Below are 15582 nucleotides of genomic sequence, written 5' to 3' on the forward strand. Positions count from 1 at the left end.
GAGCGACGGGTGGGATCAGCCGGCTTCCTGGCGGAGCTGGCCGAGGTAGGCGGCCTGGACCCTGGGGTCCTCCCGCAACTCGGCGCCGGTGCCCTCGACGGCCACCCGGCCGCGCTCCAGCACGTATCCGCGGTCGGCGAGCCGGAGCGCGGTGCTGGCCTGCTGCTCGACGAGCAGGATGGTCAGCCCGCGCTCGTCGTGCAGCCGCTTGAGATAGCCGAACAGCTCGGCGACCTTGAGCGGGGCCAGGCCGAGCGACGGCTCGTCCAGCATGAGGAGCCGGGGCGCCGCCATCAGCGCGCGGGCGATCGCGAGCATCTGGGCCTCTCCCCCGGACAGCGTGCCGGCGAGCTGGGAGCTGCGCTCGGCCAGCCGGGGGAAGATCTCCAGCATCTCGTCGCGCCTGCGGTCGGTCTCCGCCTTGCGCCGCCGGGTCGGGAAGCCGCCGAGGGCGAGGTTCTCTAGGACGGTGTGGTCGGGGAAGATCTGCCGGCCTTCGGGCACGTGGCCGAGCCCGAGGGCGGGACGGCGCCAGGCCGCGACCTTCGCCAGGTCCTGCCCGGCGAACCGCATCTGCCCGGACACGGGCTTCAGCAGACCGGAGACGGTCTTCATCGTGGTCGTCTTGCCGGCCCCGTTGGGGCCGAGGAGCACCACGAACTCCCCTTCGTCGACGTGCAGGTCGAGCCCGTCGAGGGCGCGTACGCCTCCGTAGCCCGCGGTCAGCCCGGACAGTTCGAGCAGTCTGCTCATGACGCCTCCTCCACGAGGTCGGGGCGGCCGAGGTACGCCTCGAGGACCGCCGCCGAGTTGCGCACCTTCTCCGGGGTGCCGCGCTCGATCACCTTGCCGCTCTCCAGGACGGTGAGCTCGTCGCAGAGCCCCATCACGAAGTCGACGTTGTGCTCGATGAGCACGACCGCGAGCCCGCGCTCGCGCAGTACCCGGCACAGCCGTCCGAGGGCGTCGAGCTCGTCGGACGTCAGGCCGGTGGCGGGCTCGTCCAGGATGAGTACCTTCGGCCTGCTGGCCACCGCGCGCACCACTTCGAGCAGCCGCTTCTGGCCGTGGGAGAGGGACGAGGCGAGCCAGTCGGCACGGGACGCGAGCCCGGCGAAGGCGAGCAGCTCCCTGGCCTCCTCCCTCTCGGTCCGGTCCTGGCGGCGATAGGAGGGCGAGCGCACGAGGGCGCCGAACCAGGAGTACGTCTCGCGCGTGCGCATGCCCGTGAGCACGTTGTCGAGGACGCTGACCCGTTCGAAGAGGTGCGGGACCTGGAAGACGCGGGTCACTCCCGCGTGGGCGACGCGGTGGGCGGCGTGCGGGGCCTCCTCGCCGAAGATCCGTACCTGTCCGGCGTCGATCTGGTGGTAGCGGGTCAGGCAGGAGACCAGCGTGGACTTGCCCGATCCGTTGGGTCCGATGATCCCGTGGACGGTGCCCGGCATGATCCGGACGTCCACGCCGTCGAGGGCGTGCACACCGCCGAAGTGCTTCACGATGCCGCTGCCTTCGAGCGCGGCCACCCCGTCGGGGACGTCGCGCACCTCGGGCACCACGTCGGGGACCTCGTCCGGCAGCGTCTCGTCGTCCGCTTCGGCCAGCCGGTCGCGGCCCATCCTGGACGCCTTCCAGGTGCCGACGACGCCGCGCGGGATCACCATCATGGCGACCAGGAGCAGGACGCCGAGCACCAGCGTGGTGTACCGCGCCTGATCCTTGATGAGCTCGACCAGCACGGCGATGAGGCCGACGCCGATCAGCGGCCCGATCAGGGTGGAGATGCCGCCGAGGAAGAGGCCGACGAAGAAGATGATGCCGTTGTCGAGCAGGCCGACGTCGGGGTTGATGAAGCCGAGCTGCAACGCGTACAGCGCGCCGGACAGGCCGGCCGTGCCGCCGCAGACGCCGAAGAGCAGGAGCTTGGCGCGCGCGGGCGAGATGCCCATCGCCGAGGCGGTGTCGGAGGACTCGCGCACCGCCATCGAGGCGCGGCCGACGCCGCTGCGCACGAGGTTGCGCTGCAGGATGTACGCAACGGCGAGGCAGGCGAGCACCACGTAGTAGAAGGCCTGCTTCGACATGAACTCGTCGCCCAGCTTGGGGGCGATGCCGCTGACGCCGACGATGCCGCCGGTGACGGACTCCCACTCGCGCCCGACCTCGATGACGATCAGGTTGGCGGCCAGGGTGATCATGCCGAAGTACAGATAGGTCGCCCGCAGGCTGACCAGCAGGACCAGCATCGCGACCACGGTGCCGACGGCCACGGAGGCGGCGATGCCGAGCAGCCACGAGCCGCTCAGCTTGACCACGAGATATCCGGTGGCGTAGCCGCCGGCGAGTTGCAGTCCGGAGTGCAGCATCGACAACATCCCGCCGTACCCCATGGACAGGTTCAGGGAGATGGTCAGGATCGCGCTGATCGCGGCCGAGGCGACGATGCCGTTGTAGTACGACGCGTTGTAGCTGTAGTAGTCCGTGATGGCCGGCCACGCGAGCAGCACGCCGATGACGGCGACCGAGAGGACGGCGAGGACCACGGTACGCGCGCGGTGGTAGGCCGCCGAGTCGAACACGGATCCGGGAGAGCCGACGCCTCCGGGGGAAGAGTCCACCGTTGCCATCAGTGCGCCTCCATGGGCTTGCCGAACAGTCCGGACGGGAAAACGACGAGAATCACCGCGAGCGCGGCGAACACGGCGAAGTTGCCGATGGAGCCGCCGACCACGCTCCGGACGACGGTGTCGAGAACGCCGACGATCATGCCGCCGACGAGCGCTCCGCGCGGTGACCCGACTCCTCCGATCACCGCGGCGGTGAAGCCCTTGATGGTGAACATCAGGCCGGTCGCCGGCGCCACGAAGATCACCGGGGCGGCGAGCATGCCCGCGATGGCGGTGATGACCGCGCCGATCACGAACGACAGCACGACGATGCGCTGGACCGGGATGCCCATGAGGACCGAGGTCTCGGAGCTGTGCGCGGTGGCCCGGATCGCGCGCCCGTACGTGGACCTCCGCAGGAAGAGGTCGTAGCCCGCCATCACGGCCAGGGCGACGACGATGGTCAGCGCCTCCTGCCATTCCACGGTGATGCCGGCCACCTGGAAGCCGCCCGCGACGACCGGGTTCGGCCGCAGGGCGTCCACGTCGAAGTAGCCGAGGTTGAACAACGACTGGAAGATCAGCGCCGCCGCCAGGGTCGCGATGATCCACGCGTAGCGTGAGCCGGACATGCGGACTGGTAGCATGATCATGCGTTCCATGAGCAGGCCCATCAAAGCGGCCAGCACGATGGTGACGCCGAGGGTGACGGCCCAGCCCAGTTTCTCGAGCGCGACGATCTGGTACGCGACGGCGGCGCCGAGGATCACGGCCTCACCCTGCGCGAAGTTCATGATCCGGGTCGGCTGGAAAACGATGGCCAGGGCGAGTGCGACTAGGGCGTAGACGGAACCGGCGAACAGTCCATCGATGATCGCCTCGGGGCTCATCTGCACTGCTCCTCTTGGTGTTTCAGAGGTTGACGAACCCTGTTCCGCATAACGGAACAGGGTTGGGGAAACATTGGCTCATGATCGCCAGACTGTCAATAGGTCTGACGTTTCAGAGCCCGTCTGTCATGCGCGGCGCGCGTACCGTCCGCCGGGCTCGCCGACGACGTCGCCGTCGCGGAACCGGACCTGACCGCCGACGACCGTGGTCACCGGCCAGCCGGTCAGGTCGACGCCCTCGAACGGGGAGTGGTCCTGCCCGGAGAGGCACGCCTCGGCCGTCACCGTCTGGGTCAGCGCCGGGTCCACCACGGTCAGGTCCGCGTCGAACCCGACCGCGAGGCTGCCCTTGCGGCCCCACAGGTTGTACGCCCGGGCGGGGTTCGCCGAGGCCAGCTCGGCCACGCGGGACAGGGAGATCCCGCGCTTGAGGTGGCCCTCGGAGAACAGAACCGGGTACAGCAGGGCGGTGCCGCCGAAGCCGGGACGCGCGGGCCAGAGCTGGTCGCCCTTCTCCGCCTCCATGCAGCAGGCGTGGTCGGAGGCCACCCAGTCGATCGTGCCGTCGGCTGCGCGCTCCCACAGCGCCTCGTTGTCGGCCTTGGTGCGGATCGGCGGGTTGACCTTGCCGCCGAGGCCGCCTTCCGCGTCGAGGCTGTCGTGGTCGAGGCACAGGTGGTGCAGCGTGGTCTCGGCCCGCATGTCCACCGCGCCGAACGACCTGCGCGCCAGCGCGACCGCGTCGACCGCCTCACGGCTGGACAGGTGCAGCAGGTTGAGGTTGGTGCCGGTGTGGCTGGCCAGGGTGGTGGCCTCGCCGATGGCCACCCGCTCGGTGAGCGGCGGGCGTCCCTCGTGGTAGGCGCGCAGCGTCTGCGGGTCGCCGTTCGAGCGGACCCGGTCGATGAAGACCCTCATCAGCTCGGACTGCTCGCAGTGCAGCGACAGCGACAGGCGCAGGCCGGGGTTGGCCTGCTGGACCGCGGTCACCTGCTCCATGAGGAGGTAGAGGTGGCCGAGGTCGTACTCGTCGCCCATGGTGAAGGAGCGTGCGTCCCGGCTGTTCGCCGCGAGGTCGAAGCCCTTGTAGAACATGTAGTACTTGAACGACGAGACGCCGTGCTCCTCGACGAGGTACGGGATCTCGGCGATCTGGTCCACCGTCATCGGCGCGAGGTGGAAGCCGTAGTCGGTCCAGGCGCGGCCCGCGACGGCGTTGAGGACCTCGGGGAAGATCTCCTTGTACGATCCCGTCCGGTCGAGGTAGTGCGAGCCGGTACGGAAGTAGGACAGCACGGTCGTGGCGCCACCGACGAGGGACGAGCGGGTCTCCTCGAAGGCGTCGAGGGCCAGGTCACGGTAGATGCCGAGATGGAAGTGGGCGTCGACGGCCCCGGGGAGGACGACCTTCCCCCTGGCGTCGACCACCTCGGCGGCGTCGGAGGTGGGGATGTCCTCCGCGAGGGCCGCCACCTTCCCTCCGGAGACCGCCAGGTCAGCGCGGATCTCTCCGTGGTAGGGGAGGACGACGGTGCCGCCTTTGACAAGCAGATCGTAACGGGACATACGCGACGGCCGGCCGGGTGGGCGGCCGTCACCCCCTTTCTGGTTCGGTCCATCCCATCTGGATGGACAGTCGTCGAGTGGAATCAAGCAGTGCCTCGACGCACGCGTCGACCTCCTCGCGGAACCGTTCCAGCGGTCCGCAGACGCTGATGACGGCCACGGGCCGGCCGTGGTGGTCGAGGACGGGCGCGGCCACGGAGGCGGCACCCGACATACGTTCGGCGAAGGACTGCGCCCAGCCGCTCTCGCGGATCACGGCGAGTTCCTTGCGCAGCTTCGGGACGTCGGCGATCGTCTTGCCGGTCAACGGTTCGAGCGGGGCCTCCGACAGGTAGGCCTCGATCTCGTCGTCCGCCAGGAAGGCGAGGAACGCCTTGGACGAACCGCCCGCGTGCAGGGGGTAGGGCACGCCGAGGGAGACGCTCATGATGACCTCGCGGGCAGGGGTCACCTGGTCCGCGTAGATCCGGGTCCATCCCGTACGGATCGACAGGGTCGCCGTCTCGTCGGTGCGCTGGGACAGGGCCACCAGTTCCGGCGCGGCGATGCGCCTGATGTCCAGGCGGTCAAGGTAGGCGAGGCCCAGCCGCATGGCGCCGACTCCCAGGGAGTAACGCCTGCTCACCGGGTCGAGTTCGATGAGACGCCGAACCCGCAGCGAGGCCAGTATCCGGTGCACGGCGGCCTTCGACATCCCGAGCGCCTCGGCGATCTCGGTCACGCCGAGCGTGGCCGAGGGGGTCTCGGCGAAGTGCATCAGCACGTCCGCGGCCCGCTCGACGGTGGCGATGGCCTGCCCGGTGCTCTCCCGCGCGGGCGTCTCGCCGGACGCGGTGTCACGGTTCTTGGTCGGCATGTTTTCCTCCAGGAGATCAGCTAGGTTTGATCAACCATCCTGGCGCCGAAATCCGACCCTCACCGGAAGATCGGTGACGATTCGCGTGTCGAGAAAGTCCCACCATTCGTTCTGGCTGACACGCTGCGTCTCCCAGGCGTCATCGGCTTTGAGAGTCGCGAGCGCGGAGCGGTACTCGCCCCAGGCGGCTTCGTCGTCGAACGCGGCCCAGTTCTCGACAACGTACACGTCACCGACGACGCTGTAGTACCAGCGCACCTCGCGCACCATCGGCAGATCGCGGTAGAACCAGCTCTCCCGGTCCTCCAGCCAGTTCCAGAAGCCCCGCATGTCATCGCGGGCTCGCGAACCGAGCCTCATCCGGTAGACGAGATAGATCATCGAGGGCCGCCTGCCCTTCCGAGTGCGATATGTACAGTGGACTTGTTCCGCAGACAGTAACGCTGTTTCAATAGCTTGGGAAGCCCCCCGGCGAGCGCGAACGCCTGCCCCGGGGATGCGCTATCGGCTCAGACCAGCAGGAACACAGTTGAGGAGGCCGTTTCGTGGAGGCAGAGCAGATCGTTCCGAGTGAACGATCGGCGCCGGCTGACCAGCCGGGAACGCCCGCAGGACCGCTGGCCGGCGTCATGGTCGTCGACGCGGCCACCCTGTTCGCCGGACCTCTGGCGGCGACGATCCTCGGGGACTACGGCGCCGACGTCGTCAAGGTGGAACACCCCGACCGAGGTGATCCCTCTCGCACCCACGGCGCGAGCAAGGACGGGATCGGGCTGTGGTGGAAGATGCTCGGCCGCAACAAGCGCACGGTCACCGCCAACATGGGCCGCCCCGAGGGCGCCGAGCTGCTCAAGCGGCTGATCGCACGGGCCGACGTGCTCATCGAGAACTTCCGCCCCGGCACGCTGGAGCGGTGGGGCCTGTCCCCGGAGACCCTGCACGAGATCAACCCGCGCCTGGTCATCGCGCGTGTCACCGGCTTCGGCCAGTTCGGCCCGTACGCGAAGCGACCCGGGTTCGGCACGCTCGCCGAGTCGATGAGCGGCTTCGCCGCGGTCACCGGCGAGCCCGACGGGCCTCCCACGCTGCCGCCGTTCGGGCTGGCCGACGGCATCTCCGCGCTCACCTGCGTGAACGCGGTCATGATGGCGTTGCACCACCGTGACCGGCCGGGCGGCAGCGGCCGCGGCCAGGTGATCGATCTGGCCATCATCGAGCCGCTGGTCACGCTCCTCGGCCCGCAGCCGATGGTGTGGGACCAGCTCGGCCGGCTCCAGCCGCGTACCGGGAACCGCTCGGTCAACAACGCCCCGCGCAACACGTACCAGACGAAGGACGGCCGCTGGGTGGCCATCTCCACCTCGGCCAACTCGATCGCGGAACGTGTGATGCGCCTCGTCGGGCACCCCGAGGTGATCGACGAACCGTGGTTCTCCTCGGGCGCCCTCCGGGCCGAGCACGCCGACCAGCTCGACGAGTACGTCGGGGGGTGGATCGCCCGGCACGACCTCTCCGAGGTGGTCGCGGAGTTCGAGAAGGCCGAGGCCGCGGTGGCTCCGATCTACGACATCCGTGACGTGTTCGAGGACGCGCAGTACCGGGCGCTCGACACGATCACGACGGTGGACGACGACGACCTCGGGCCGCTGCGCATGCAGAACGTGCTCTTCCGGCTCTCCGAGACGCCGGGCTCGATCAGATGGACGGGCCGCGCGCGCGGCGCCGACAACGAAGACGTGTGGGGTGGCCTCGGCGTGAGCGCCGACGAGCTGGCCGCCCTGCGGGACAAGGGAGTTGTGTGATGTCCTTGTGGCGGCATTTCGACGGGGCCAAGGTCGTCGACCTCGCGCAACCGATGCGCACGGGCATGCCCCAGTCGCCGAACCATCCGCGGTTCCGGATGGTCATCGAGCGCAGGCACGGTGACATGGTCCGCGAGGACGGCGGATCCGCGGCCAACGAGGTCATCCTCACCGGCGGGCACGTCGGCACGCACGTCGACGCCCTCGGTCACGTCTCGCAGGACGGGTACGTGTACGGCGAGGTCGAGGCGGCGGGCATCCAGTCGCACCACGGCCTGTCCCAGTACGGCATCGAGACCTTCGCGCCGTACGTCGGGCGGGGTGTGCTGCTCGACGTGGCCGCCGTGCACGGAGTGGACGTGCTGCCGCCCGGCTACGAGGTGACGCCGGACGATCTGGAAGCCGCGCAGCGCAGGGCGGACGTGCGGGTCGAGCGTGGAGACGCCGTACTGATCGGCACCGGCTGGTCGCGCGAGTGGGACCGGCCGACCCGGTTCGTCGGCGACGAGGGCGGCGTGCCCGGCCCCGGCCCCGACGCGGCCCGCTGGCTGGTCGACCACGGCGTCGCGGTGGCCGGAGGCGAGACCATCGCGTTCGAGCGCATCGCGCCCGGCCGCGGCCACTCCACGCTGCCCGTGCACCGGATCCTGCTCGTCGAGGCGGGTGTGCACATCGTCGAGACGATGCGCCTCACCGAACTGCTCGGCCTCGGCGTCGCCGAGTTCCTGCTGGTGCTCAACCCGCTGCCCGTCGTGGGCGCCACCGGCGCGCCGGTGCGACCGCTCGCGGTGCTCGCCGCATGACCATCGTCTCGGCGCTGGCCGAATTCGCCGCCGACGCCCGCGAGGGACTGCCGGACGCCGTCACCGCCGACGTGACGGGACGGGTGCTCGACACCTTCGGGAACTGCCTCGCCGCCCAGGAGCTCACCGATCCGGCCGAGCCGCACGAGGCGGTGCTGCGGATGGCGAAGCGGTGGAGCGGCACGGGCGAGTCCTCCGTCATCGGCCGCGGGTTGTCCCTCCCCGCGCCCTCGGCGGCGCTGGTCAACGGCACGCTCGCGCACGCCCTGGACTTCGACGACACCCACCTGCCCTCCGTCCTCCACCCGTCGGCCTCCGTCGTCCCCGCCACGCTGGCCGTCGCGGAGGCCGTGGGCGCGTCGGGCGCCGAGCTGTGCCGTGCCGTGGCGGTGGGCGACGAGATCACCAACCGGCTGGGGATGGCCTCCTACATCCCCGAACTGCGCAACTCCCTCTTCTTCGAGAAGGGCTGGCACGCCACGTCCATCTGCGGGACGGTGGGCGCCGCCGCCGGGGCGGCCCTGCTGATGGGCCTCTCCGCGGACGGCATCGGCCACGCCATGGGCATCGCGGCCAGCATGGGCGCGGGCGTCATCGAGGCCAACCGCACCGGCGGCACCGTGAAGCGGGTGCACTGCGGCTGGGCCGCGCACGCGGGCGTCGTCGCCGCCACCATGGCCGCGGAAGGCGTGACCGGTCCTCCGACGGTATTCGAGGGGCGCTTCGGCTTCTTCGAGGCGTTCCTCGACGGGCGCTACGACGGTGACGCGATCACCGACGGGCTGGGCGAGCGGTGGGAGCTGCTGCGCACGGTCTACAAGCCCTATCCCTCGAACCACTTCACCCATCCCGGCATCGACGCCGCCCTCGCCCTGCGCGCCCAGGGACTGCGGCCCGAGGACGTGGCGGAGATCGAGCTCGGCGTGGCGGCGGCTCCCCTTCGCACGATCGGCGAGCCGTACGAGGAGAAGGTGCGGCCGCGTACGCCGTACCACGCCAAGTTCTCCGGCCCGTACACCGTGGCCAGCGCCCTGATCGGGGGCGGCGGCCTCGGCCTGCACCTCGACGACTTCGCCGAGTCGGCCTTCCGTGACGAGCGGAGGCTGGCGCTGGCCGCCAAGGTGCGCGTCGTGGCCGACGAGGAGTGCGGCGAGGAGTTCCCCCGGGCCTTCTCCGCCGTGTTGCGGGTCCGCACCGTGGACGGGAGCACCCTGGAGCACCGGGTCCACTCCTCGCGGGGCGGGCCGGAGCACCCGCTGACGTTCGACGAGCTGCGGACGAAGTACGCCCTCAACGCCTCCCGCGTGCTGCCGTCCGAGGCGGCCGAGGCGCTCGCGGGCGAGGTACGCGGGCTCGCGGAGCGCGGCAGCGTCGCCGGCCTCCTCGACACCACCGTGATCGGCCGGTAGTCACCGGCACAGCGGACACAGAAACGAAGCCCTCCCGGCCAGAGGCCGGGAGGGCTTCCCTGTGGTTCCGGAGCTGTGGTTCCGGAGCGGTGGTTCCGTAGATCAGCCGCCGGTACGGCCCCAGCGGCGGACGAGGACCCGTCCGGGCAGGTCGGGGAACGGCTCGCCCTCGGGCACGTACGCCCAGGCGCGCGCGTCGAGGAAGACGGCGTCGTACCCGGCCGGGGCGTCCCGCGCGTCTCCGGGCAGGCGGCGGGAAAACTCCGCGACGGAGCCGAGCAGCACAGAGCCGAGCGGCGCGGAGCCGAGCGGCGCGGAGCTGTCCGGCGCGGCGGCCCGGTCGGGGCCGGGAGCGTCGTCCGCGATCCCGTCGCGCCAGACCGGCGGGCCGGAGAACCAGGCGACGGCCAGGCAGCCGTCCTCGCCCGCGAAGCTGTCCGCCCTGCTCGCGTGGGACGGCAGGTACTTGTACGCGCCGGCCGCGAAGCGCGACCCGCTGACGGAGATCTCGCCGTCGAACGCCACGAACTCCTCGGCGCAGGTGTAGTGGCCCGTGCCCGGCCTGGTCCAGCCCGGAGGGAAGCGGACCAGCGACACCGAGGCACCGGTCGCCGCGTCGGCGTGCAGCCTGACCAGCCGCACGGCCGACGACGACGCCGGCATGGTCACGTCGATCCACGGCAGGTCGGCGTCGTCGAGCGCGACGACGCGGACGGCCGCCATCAGTGCCACACCTCGGGGATCCCGCCGTGCACGCGGTGCTCCTCGACGACGGTGATCTGCTCCAGCCGCCGGTCGCGGAACCGCTTCCAGAGCCGCGACCGGTAGTCCTCGTCGGCGAAGGTGATCAGCTCGACCACCTCGACGCCCGGCTCGGCCGACCACCGGTAGGGGAACAGCAGGAAGCGACCGTCGACCAGCCGGGCCCGGCCCTCGAAGTCGGTGGAGCCGAAGACGAGGTCGTCCTCGCTCTCGAACCTGGCCCGGAAGTCGAGCACCTCGGGCTCCGCGCCCTCGCGCAGGTAGACGACCCGCTCGTACCAGCGGTCGCCCTCCAGGCGGGTCTCCTGCCGCGAGCCGTACGTCTCCAGCAGGGTGCCGCCCGGGGTGAGGTGGGTGTAGGTGCCCTCCCAGACCCCGGTGACGGACGACAGGCGCTCGCGCAGGCTGGTGATGCTCCCGCTGGTCGTGTTCAACGTGCCCTCCTGAGTACCCTGCGTGCCTGGCGCACGATCGCCTCGTCGACCATGCGTCCCTTGGAGTCGAGGAGCACCCCCGACCCCGAGGCCTCGAAGCGGTCCACGAGGTCGCCGGCCCAGGCGACCTCCTCGGCCGCCGGGGTGAAGACCTCGTTGACGACCGCGATCTGCGCCGGGTGGATGCAGGCCCGGCCGACGTAGCCCAGCCGGGCCAGCGCGGCCGTCGAGTCCCGCAGCGCGTCGAGGTCGCGGAAGTCGGTGGAGACGGGACCGACGGGGGGGTCGATGCCCGCCGCCGCCGAGGCCAGCACCACCTGGGAGCGGACCCAGAGCAGCTCGCGCTCGTCGGGGCCGAGAGTGATCCCCGCGTCGGCGCGCAGGTCGGCCTCGCCGACCTGGAGCCGGGCCACGCGGGGAGCCGCCGCGATCCGCGGCGCCCGCAGTACGGCGGCGGCCGACTCGAGGAGCGGGACGACCGGCAGCCGATCCGCGCCGAGGGAGGTCAGCAGGGCGTCGACGTCGGCGAGTTCCTCCGCCGTCTCGACCTTGGCGAGGACCAGACCGGTCAACGCCGGGGCGGTGGCGACGGCCCGTACGTCGGCCTCGCGCAGGTCGCCGGGGTTGACCCGGACCCAGATCTCCGCCGGCCCCGGATCGGCCGTACGCAGCCAGCCGGCCACCGCCTCCCTGGCCGCGTCCTTCCCGGCTGCCGGTACGGCGTCCTCCAGATCCACGATCAGGGCGTCCGCGCCCCGGGTGAGCGCCTTGGCGAGCTTCTCCGGGGCATCGCCCGGGACGTAGAGGTGGGAGCGGGCGCTCATCACGCCCACCCGACCTTCACGTCGCCGCGGGTGAGGGACTTGGCCACGACGGTGCGCAGCACGTCGTTGGTGCCCTCGCCGATGCTCATCAGCACCGCGTCCCGGTAGAGCCTCTCCACCTCGTACTCGGTGGAGTAGCCGTACCCGCCGTGGACCTTCAGCGCGTCGATGGCGGCCTGCAGCGCCACCTCGGAGCAGAAGATCTTGGCCATTCCCGTCTGCGTGTCGGCCCGGCCGCGCCGCACCTGGTCCGCCGCCCAGTACGCCATGAGCCGGGCGGCCTGGAGCGTCGTGGCCAGCGAGGCGAGCTGGAGCTGGACCGCCTGGAAGTCGGCGATGGGCCGCCCGAACGCCTTGCGCTGCCGGGAGTAGGAGAGGGCCTCGTCGTAGGCGCGCTGCGCGATGCCGACCGAGCGGGACGCGATGTTGACCCGGCCCCATTCGAGCGCGGACAGCGCCTGCTGCATGCCGCGGCCCTCGACGCCTCCCAGCAGGTTGGCCACGGGGACCCGGACGTTGTCGAGCACGATCTCGCAGGACTCGGTGCCCTTGTATCCCAGCTTCGGGATGTCCTTGGTGACCTGGTAGCCGGGGGTGTCCGCGTCGACGAGCAGGATGCTCATCCCGCGGTGCGCCGGGCTGGCGGCCGGGTCGGTCTTCACCAGCACCGGCAGCGGGTCGGCGTACCGGGCGTTGGTGATCCACGTCTTGCTGCCGTTGACCACGTAGTGGTCGCCCTCAAGGCGGGCGGTCGTCCGGATGCCCTGCAGGTCGGTGCCCGCGTCGGGCTCGGTGAGGCCGATCCCGGTGCGCCGCTCGCCGGTGGCCAGCTCGGGAAGGTAGCGCTCCTTCTGCTCCTCCGTGCCGTGCGTCGCGATCATCCGGCAGGCCAGCGAGTGGCTGCCGAGGATCCCGGCCACGCCCATCCAGCCGCGCGAGATCTCCTCGAAGACGAGCGCGAAGGACACCGGGTCCAGGTCGAGCCCGCCGTAGCTCTCCGGGACGGTGACGCCGAACAGGCCCATCTGCTTGAAGCCTTCGACGATCTCGGTCGGGTAGCGGCCGGAGTGCTCCCAGTCCCGGGCGACGGGCACGATCTCCTTGTCGACGAACGCGCGCAGCAGCGCGCGGAACTCACGCTGGTCCTCGTTCAGCTCGAAGTCCACGGGTCACCTCTCGGAAGGTACGAAAACGGGAAGTGCGCGCCCGTCGGGCAGCGGGCGCCAGTCGAGGCGGAGCCGATCGCCGGTGTCCAGCAGGTACGGATCGTCGGCGACCACGTTGCTGAGCAGCAGCACGCCCTCCGCCAGCCGGACCCGCGCCACGACGTACGGCGGGGCGAAGCCGGGCATCGCCCGCTCGACCACGGTGCACGCGTCGACCACGGCCGCGCCCGACGCCTCGACCCAGTCGAGGTGGCGGTCAGAACCGCAGCCGGTGCACAGCGCGCGCGGCGGGTGCTGCGTGTGCCCGCAGGCGCCGCAGCTCTGGACGAGCAGGATTCGCCGGCGGGTGGCCTCCCACCAGGGGCCGGTCACCTCGTCGGGCTCGGGTACCTCCGCGCTCATCGGTCCACTCCCAGCAGGACGGTAGCGTGCGTGGACAGGATGCCGCCGGTGCCGTGCGCGAGCGCGACCTCCGCGCCGGGCACCTGCCGGGCGCCGCACTCGCCGCGCAGCTGCCGTACGGCCTCGACCAGCAGCAGCACGCCGTACTGGCCCGGATGGCAGTAGGACAGGCCGCCGCCGGAGGTGTCGAGCGGGAAGTCGCCGCCGGGCCGGATCCGGCCTCCGGCGATCCAGTCGAGCGCCTCGCCCCGGCCGCAGAACCCGAGTGCCTCCAGCGTGAGCACGACCGTGACGGTGAAGGAGTCGTAGACCTCGGCGACGTCCACGTCAGCCGGGACGAGACCGGCCCTGGCGAAGGCGGCCCGCCCGGACTCGACCGCGCCGGTCACGGTCAGATCGTCCACCGCGGTCATGGACGTGTTGGTCGTGCACTCGCCGTAGCCCAGCACCCGTACCGGCGGTTTGGGCAGGTCACGCGCCCGATCCAGCGAGGTGAGGACGACCGCGCCTCCCCCGTCGGTGACCAGGCAGCAGTCCGCCGTCGTCAGCGGCGTCGACACCATGGGGGCGGCGAGCACGTCGGCGGCGGTCAGCGGGCCGGCACCGTGCCGGAAGGCCGCCGGGTTGAGCAGCGCCCACTCGCGGGCGGCGACCGCGACCTCGGCCAGCGCCTCGCGGCTCCCGCCGTACCGGTGGAGGTACTGCTGGGCGGCCATGGCGTAGTAGGAGATCGGATAGAGCGGCCCGTAGGGCGTCTCGAACTGCGCCTCGGGCGTGTGCGTCTCCACCACCCCGGCCAGCGACCGCGACCTGGCGGAGCGCTGGTTGGACGCGTAGGAGATGACGACGGTCGAGCACTGGCCGGCCTCGATGGCCTGCGCGGCGCGGGCGACGTACATCTCGAACGCGGATCCGCCGGCGAAGGTCGAGTCGGTCCAGGACGGGCGCAGCCCGAGGTAGTCGGCCACCTGCGTCGTAGAGAACCGGGACACGCCCGTGGTCGCCAGGCCGTCGACGTCGGCGAGGGTGAGGCCGGCGTCCTCGACCGCCCGGCTGACGGCCTGGGCCTGCAGGCCCAGGATCGACCTGCCGGTGACGCCGAGGTCGCTCTCGGCGGCTCCGACGATCGCCACACCCGTGCTCATGGCGCCTCCTCGGCGCGCAGGACGATCTCGGCCCCCGCGGGCTCGACCGCCACCCGCTCCGGCTCGTCACCGTCGATGATCACGATCCGCTGCTCCACCCTGAGGGTGTCGCCCTCGACCGCGATGACCCGGCCGGTGCAGCGGACGGTCTCGCCCGCGAACACGAGGTTCTTGAACCGGAAGTGCAGGCGGCGCACGACGGCGCGCGGGCCGAGCCAGTCCTGGAGCTGCTCGGCGAGCAGCGCGCCGAAGACCTGCCCGTCCACGACCGGCGCGGGCAGCCCTCGTTTCTGCAGGTATTCGAAGTCGTAGTGCATCCGGTGCCAGTCCCAGGTGGCCCCGGCGTAGGCGACCATGTCGCGCAGCTCTATCGTCCGCTCCAGGGGTGCGACCTCGGAGCCGACCGTCACCTCGGGCCCGGTCACCGCTCCTCCTTCAGTGCGACGAAGATGATGGTCTCCTCGTTCGTGACGAGCAGCCGGCCGTGCTGGTTGGTGTAGGTGGCGACCGAGGAGACGACGAGCATCTCCTGCCCAGCGGAGTTCCGCCGCTCGGTGACGCCGTCGAGCCGCCAGGTCGCGGTGATCACGTCGTCCGGCCGGACCGGCTCGTGGAAGGTGTAGGTGTTGCCGCCGCGGACCTTCCGGCTGCCGGGGATGTCGATGTGCCAGTCGTGTCCGGCGTAGCCGTCGGCGTCCGGCGGCAGGTCGGCGTACTGGTTGGTCTCGCAGATCAGCGTGGGCGGCGCGATGACGCCGTCGTACCCGTGCTCGCGGGCGTACGCGTCGTCGGTGTAGAGCGGGTTGTCGTCGCCGACGGCGCGGGCGAAGTACCGGATCGCGGCCCGGCCCAGCTCCTCGGGAGCGGTGTAGGACACCTCCCGGCCGACCAGCGCGCGGATCTCCTCGGTCATCAGG

The 15582-nt window shown here is 71.2% G+C and carries 17 protein-coding genes; 3 read left to right on the forward strand and 14 right to left on the reverse strand.

Annotated elements, in window-relative coordinates; genetic code table 11:
- Nucleotides 1-15: 15 nt before the first annotated feature.
- From AB0I59_RS33345 to AB0I59_RS33370, 6 genes are all read right to left on the reverse strand, one after another.
- Nucleotides 16-753, reverse strand: a complete 738-nt coding sequence (locus tag AB0I59_RS33345) for an ABC transporter ATP-binding protein (protein WP_358139212.1) — start codon at nt 751-753, stop codon at nt 16-18.
- On the reverse strand, nt 750-2627 hold the full coding sequence (locus AB0I59_RS33350) for a branched-chain amino acid ABC transporter ATP-binding protein/permease (protein WP_061259199.1): 1878 nt from the start codon (nt 2625-2627) through the stop codon (nt 750-752). Before AB0I59_RS33350 ends, AB0I59_RS33345 begins: the two co-directional genes overlap by 4 nt.
- Nucleotides 2627-3496, reverse strand: a complete 870-nt coding sequence (locus AB0I59_RS33355) for a branched-chain amino acid ABC transporter permease (RefSeq protein ID WP_061259198.1) — start codon at nt 3494-3496, stop codon at nt 2627-2629. Before AB0I59_RS33355 ends, AB0I59_RS33350 begins: the two co-directional genes overlap by 1 nt.
- 126 nt (nt 3497-3622) lie before the next feature.
- Nucleotides 3623-5062 carry a dihydroorotase gene (locus AB0I59_RS33360; RefSeq protein ID WP_358139215.1) on the reverse strand — a complete coding sequence of 480 codons (1440 nt, stop codon included), beginning with the start codon at nt 5060-5062 and terminating at the stop codon, nt 3623-3625.
- Nucleotides 5063-5090: 28 nt separating this feature from the next.
- A complete protein-coding gene (locus tag AB0I59_RS33365; RefSeq protein ID WP_358139218.1) occupies nt 5091-5918 on the reverse strand; it encodes an IclR family transcriptional regulator in 828 nt (275 codons plus the stop codon).
- A 30-nt stretch (nt 5919-5948) separates the two neighbouring features.
- Nucleotides 5949-6299, reverse strand: coding sequence for a hypothetical protein (locus AB0I59_RS33370; protein WP_061259195.1), 351 nt, complete (start codon nt 6297-6299; stop codon nt 5949-5951).
- Nucleotides 6300-6463: 164 nt separating this feature from the next.
- On the opposite strand from AB0I59_RS33370, the gene AB0I59_RS33375 reads away from it, so the two are divergent.
- From AB0I59_RS33375 to AB0I59_RS33385, 3 genes are read left to right on the forward strand one after another with little or no spacing between them, the layout of a single operon-like run.
- Nucleotides 6464-7720, forward strand: a complete 1257-nt coding sequence (locus AB0I59_RS33375) for a CaiB/BaiF CoA transferase family protein (RefSeq protein ID WP_435831150.1) — start codon at nt 6464-6466, stop codon at nt 7718-7720.
- Nucleotides 7720-8523 carry a cyclase family protein gene (locus tag AB0I59_RS33380; protein ID WP_061259194.1) on the forward strand — a complete coding sequence of 268 codons (804 nt, stop codon included), beginning with the start codon at nt 7720-7722 and terminating at the stop codon, nt 8521-8523. Before AB0I59_RS33375 ends, AB0I59_RS33380 begins: the two co-directional genes overlap by 1 nt.
- Complete coding sequence (locus AB0I59_RS33385; RefSeq protein WP_358139221.1) at nt 8520-9932, forward strand: MmgE/PrpD family protein; 1413 nt, start codon at nt 8520-8522, stop codon at nt 9930-9932. The genes AB0I59_RS33380 and AB0I59_RS33385 overlap by 4 nt, the downstream gene beginning before the upstream one ends.
- Before the next feature lie 102 nt (nt 9933-10034).
- Here AB0I59_RS33385 and AB0I59_RS33390 read toward each other — a convergent pair whose 3' ends face one another.
- Genes AB0I59_RS33390 through AB0I59_RS33425 form a run of 8 tightly spaced genes read right to left on the reverse strand, consistent with a single transcriptional unit; the run spans nt 10035 to nt 15578 of the window.
- Nucleotides 10035-10655 (reverse strand): cupin domain-containing protein, encoded by a 621-nt coding sequence (locus tag AB0I59_RS33390; RefSeq protein ID WP_358139224.1) that lies wholly within the window; start codon nt 10653-10655, stop codon nt 10035-10037.
- Nucleotides 10655-11128, reverse strand: a complete 474-nt coding sequence (locus tag AB0I59_RS33395) for a DUF3598 family protein (RefSeq protein WP_358139227.1) — start codon at nt 11126-11128, stop codon at nt 10655-10657. Before AB0I59_RS33395 ends, AB0I59_RS33390 begins: the two co-directional genes overlap by 1 nt.
- Nucleotides 11125-11952 (reverse strand): HpcH/HpaI aldolase/citrate lyase family protein, encoded by an 828-nt coding sequence (locus AB0I59_RS33400; RefSeq protein WP_358139230.1) that lies wholly within the window; start codon nt 11950-11952, stop codon nt 11125-11127. The genes AB0I59_RS33395 and AB0I59_RS33400 overlap by 4 nt, the downstream gene beginning before the upstream one ends.
- Nucleotides 11952-13118 (reverse strand): acyl-CoA dehydrogenase family protein, encoded by a 1167-nt coding sequence (locus tag AB0I59_RS33405; RefSeq protein WP_358139234.1) that lies wholly within the window; start codon nt 13116-13118, stop codon nt 11952-11954. Before AB0I59_RS33405 ends, AB0I59_RS33400 begins: the two co-directional genes overlap by 1 nt.
- Before the next feature lie 3 nt (nt 13119-13121).
- Nucleotides 13122-13520 (reverse strand): Zn-ribbon domain-containing OB-fold protein, encoded by a 399-nt coding sequence (locus AB0I59_RS33410; RefSeq protein ID WP_061259189.1) that lies wholly within the window; start codon nt 13518-13520, stop codon nt 13122-13124.
- The gene (locus tag AB0I59_RS33415; RefSeq protein ID WP_061259188.1) at nt 13517-14665 is read right to left on the reverse strand and encodes an acetyl-CoA acetyltransferase; all 1149 of its coding nucleotides are present in this window, start codon (nt 14663-14665) and stop codon (nt 13517-13519) included. Before AB0I59_RS33415 ends, AB0I59_RS33410 begins: the two co-directional genes overlap by 4 nt.
- Nucleotides 14662-15090 carry a MaoC/PaaZ C-terminal domain-containing protein gene (locus AB0I59_RS33420; RefSeq protein WP_228642515.1) on the reverse strand — a complete coding sequence of 143 codons (429 nt, stop codon included), beginning with the start codon at nt 15088-15090 and terminating at the stop codon, nt 14662-14664. Before AB0I59_RS33420 ends, AB0I59_RS33415 begins: the two co-directional genes overlap by 4 nt.
- The gene (locus AB0I59_RS33425) at nt 15087-15578 is read right to left on the reverse strand and encodes an FAS1-like dehydratase domain-containing protein (RefSeq protein WP_358139239.1); all 492 of its coding nucleotides are present in this window, start codon (nt 15576-15578) and stop codon (nt 15087-15089) included. The genes AB0I59_RS33420 and AB0I59_RS33425 overlap by 4 nt, the downstream gene beginning before the upstream one ends.
- Between the last annotated feature and the right edge of the window lie 4 nt (nt 15579-15582).

Origin of the sequence: Microtetraspora glauca (genome assembly GCF_040656155.1) — a bacterium.
GTDB lineage: Bacteria > Actinomycetota > Actinomycetes > Streptosporangiales > Streptosporangiaceae > Microtetraspora > Microtetraspora glauca.

What these genes read in the sequence shown, in the direction of transcription:
- AB0I59_RS33360 (WP_358139215.1), bottom strand. Translation starts at nt 5,062, where the DNA reads ATGTCCCGTTACGATCTGCTTGTCAAAGGCGGCACCGTCGTCCTCCCC.
- AB0I59_RS33425 (WP_358139239.1), bottom strand. Translation starts at nt 15,578, where the DNA reads ATGACCGAGGAGATCCGCGCGCTGGTCGGCCGGGAGGTGTCCTACACC.
- AB0I59_RS33400 (WP_358139230.1), bottom strand. Translation starts at nt 11,952, where the DNA reads ATGAGCGCCCGCTCCCACCTCTACGTCCCGGGCGATGCCCCGGAGAAG.
- AB0I59_RS33380 (WP_061259194.1), top strand. Translation starts at nt 7,720, where the DNA reads ATGTCCTTGTGGCGGCATTTCGACGGGGCCAAGGTCGTCGACCTCGCG.
- AB0I59_RS33365 (WP_358139218.1), bottom strand. Translation starts at nt 5,918, where the DNA reads ATGCCGACCAAGAACCGTGACACCGCGTCCGGCGAGACGCCCGCGCGG.
- AB0I59_RS33355 (WP_061259198.1), bottom strand. Translation starts at nt 3,496, where the DNA reads ATGAGCCCCGAGGCGATCATCGATGGACTGTTCGCCGGTTCCGTCTAC.
- AB0I59_RS33350 (WP_061259199.1), bottom strand. Translation starts at nt 2,627, where the DNA reads ATGGCAACGGTGGACTCTTCCCCCGGAGGCGTCGGCTCTCCCGGATCC.
- AB0I59_RS33385 (WP_358139221.1), top strand. Translation starts at nt 8,520, where the DNA reads ATGACCATCGTCTCGGCGCTGGCCGAATTCGCCGCCGACGCCCGCGAG.
- AB0I59_RS33345 (WP_358139212.1), bottom strand. Translation starts at nt 753, where the DNA reads ATGAGCAGACTGCTCGAACTGTCCGGGCTGACCGCGGGCTACGGAGGC.
- AB0I59_RS33390 (WP_358139224.1), bottom strand. Translation starts at nt 10,655, where the DNA reads ATGGCGGCCGTCCGCGTCGTCGCGCTCGACGACGCCGACCTGCCGTGG.
- AB0I59_RS33370 (WP_061259195.1), bottom strand. Translation starts at nt 6,299, where the DNA reads ATGATCTATCTCGTCTACCGGATGAGGCTCGGTTCGCGAGCCCGCGAT.
- AB0I59_RS33415 (WP_061259188.1), bottom strand. Translation starts at nt 14,665, where the DNA reads ATGAGCACGGGTGTGGCGATCGTCGGAGCCGCCGAGAGCGACCTCGGC.
- AB0I59_RS33410 (WP_061259189.1), bottom strand. Translation starts at nt 13,520, where the DNA reads ATGAGCGCGGAGGTACCCGAGCCCGACGAGGTGACCGGCCCCTGGTGG.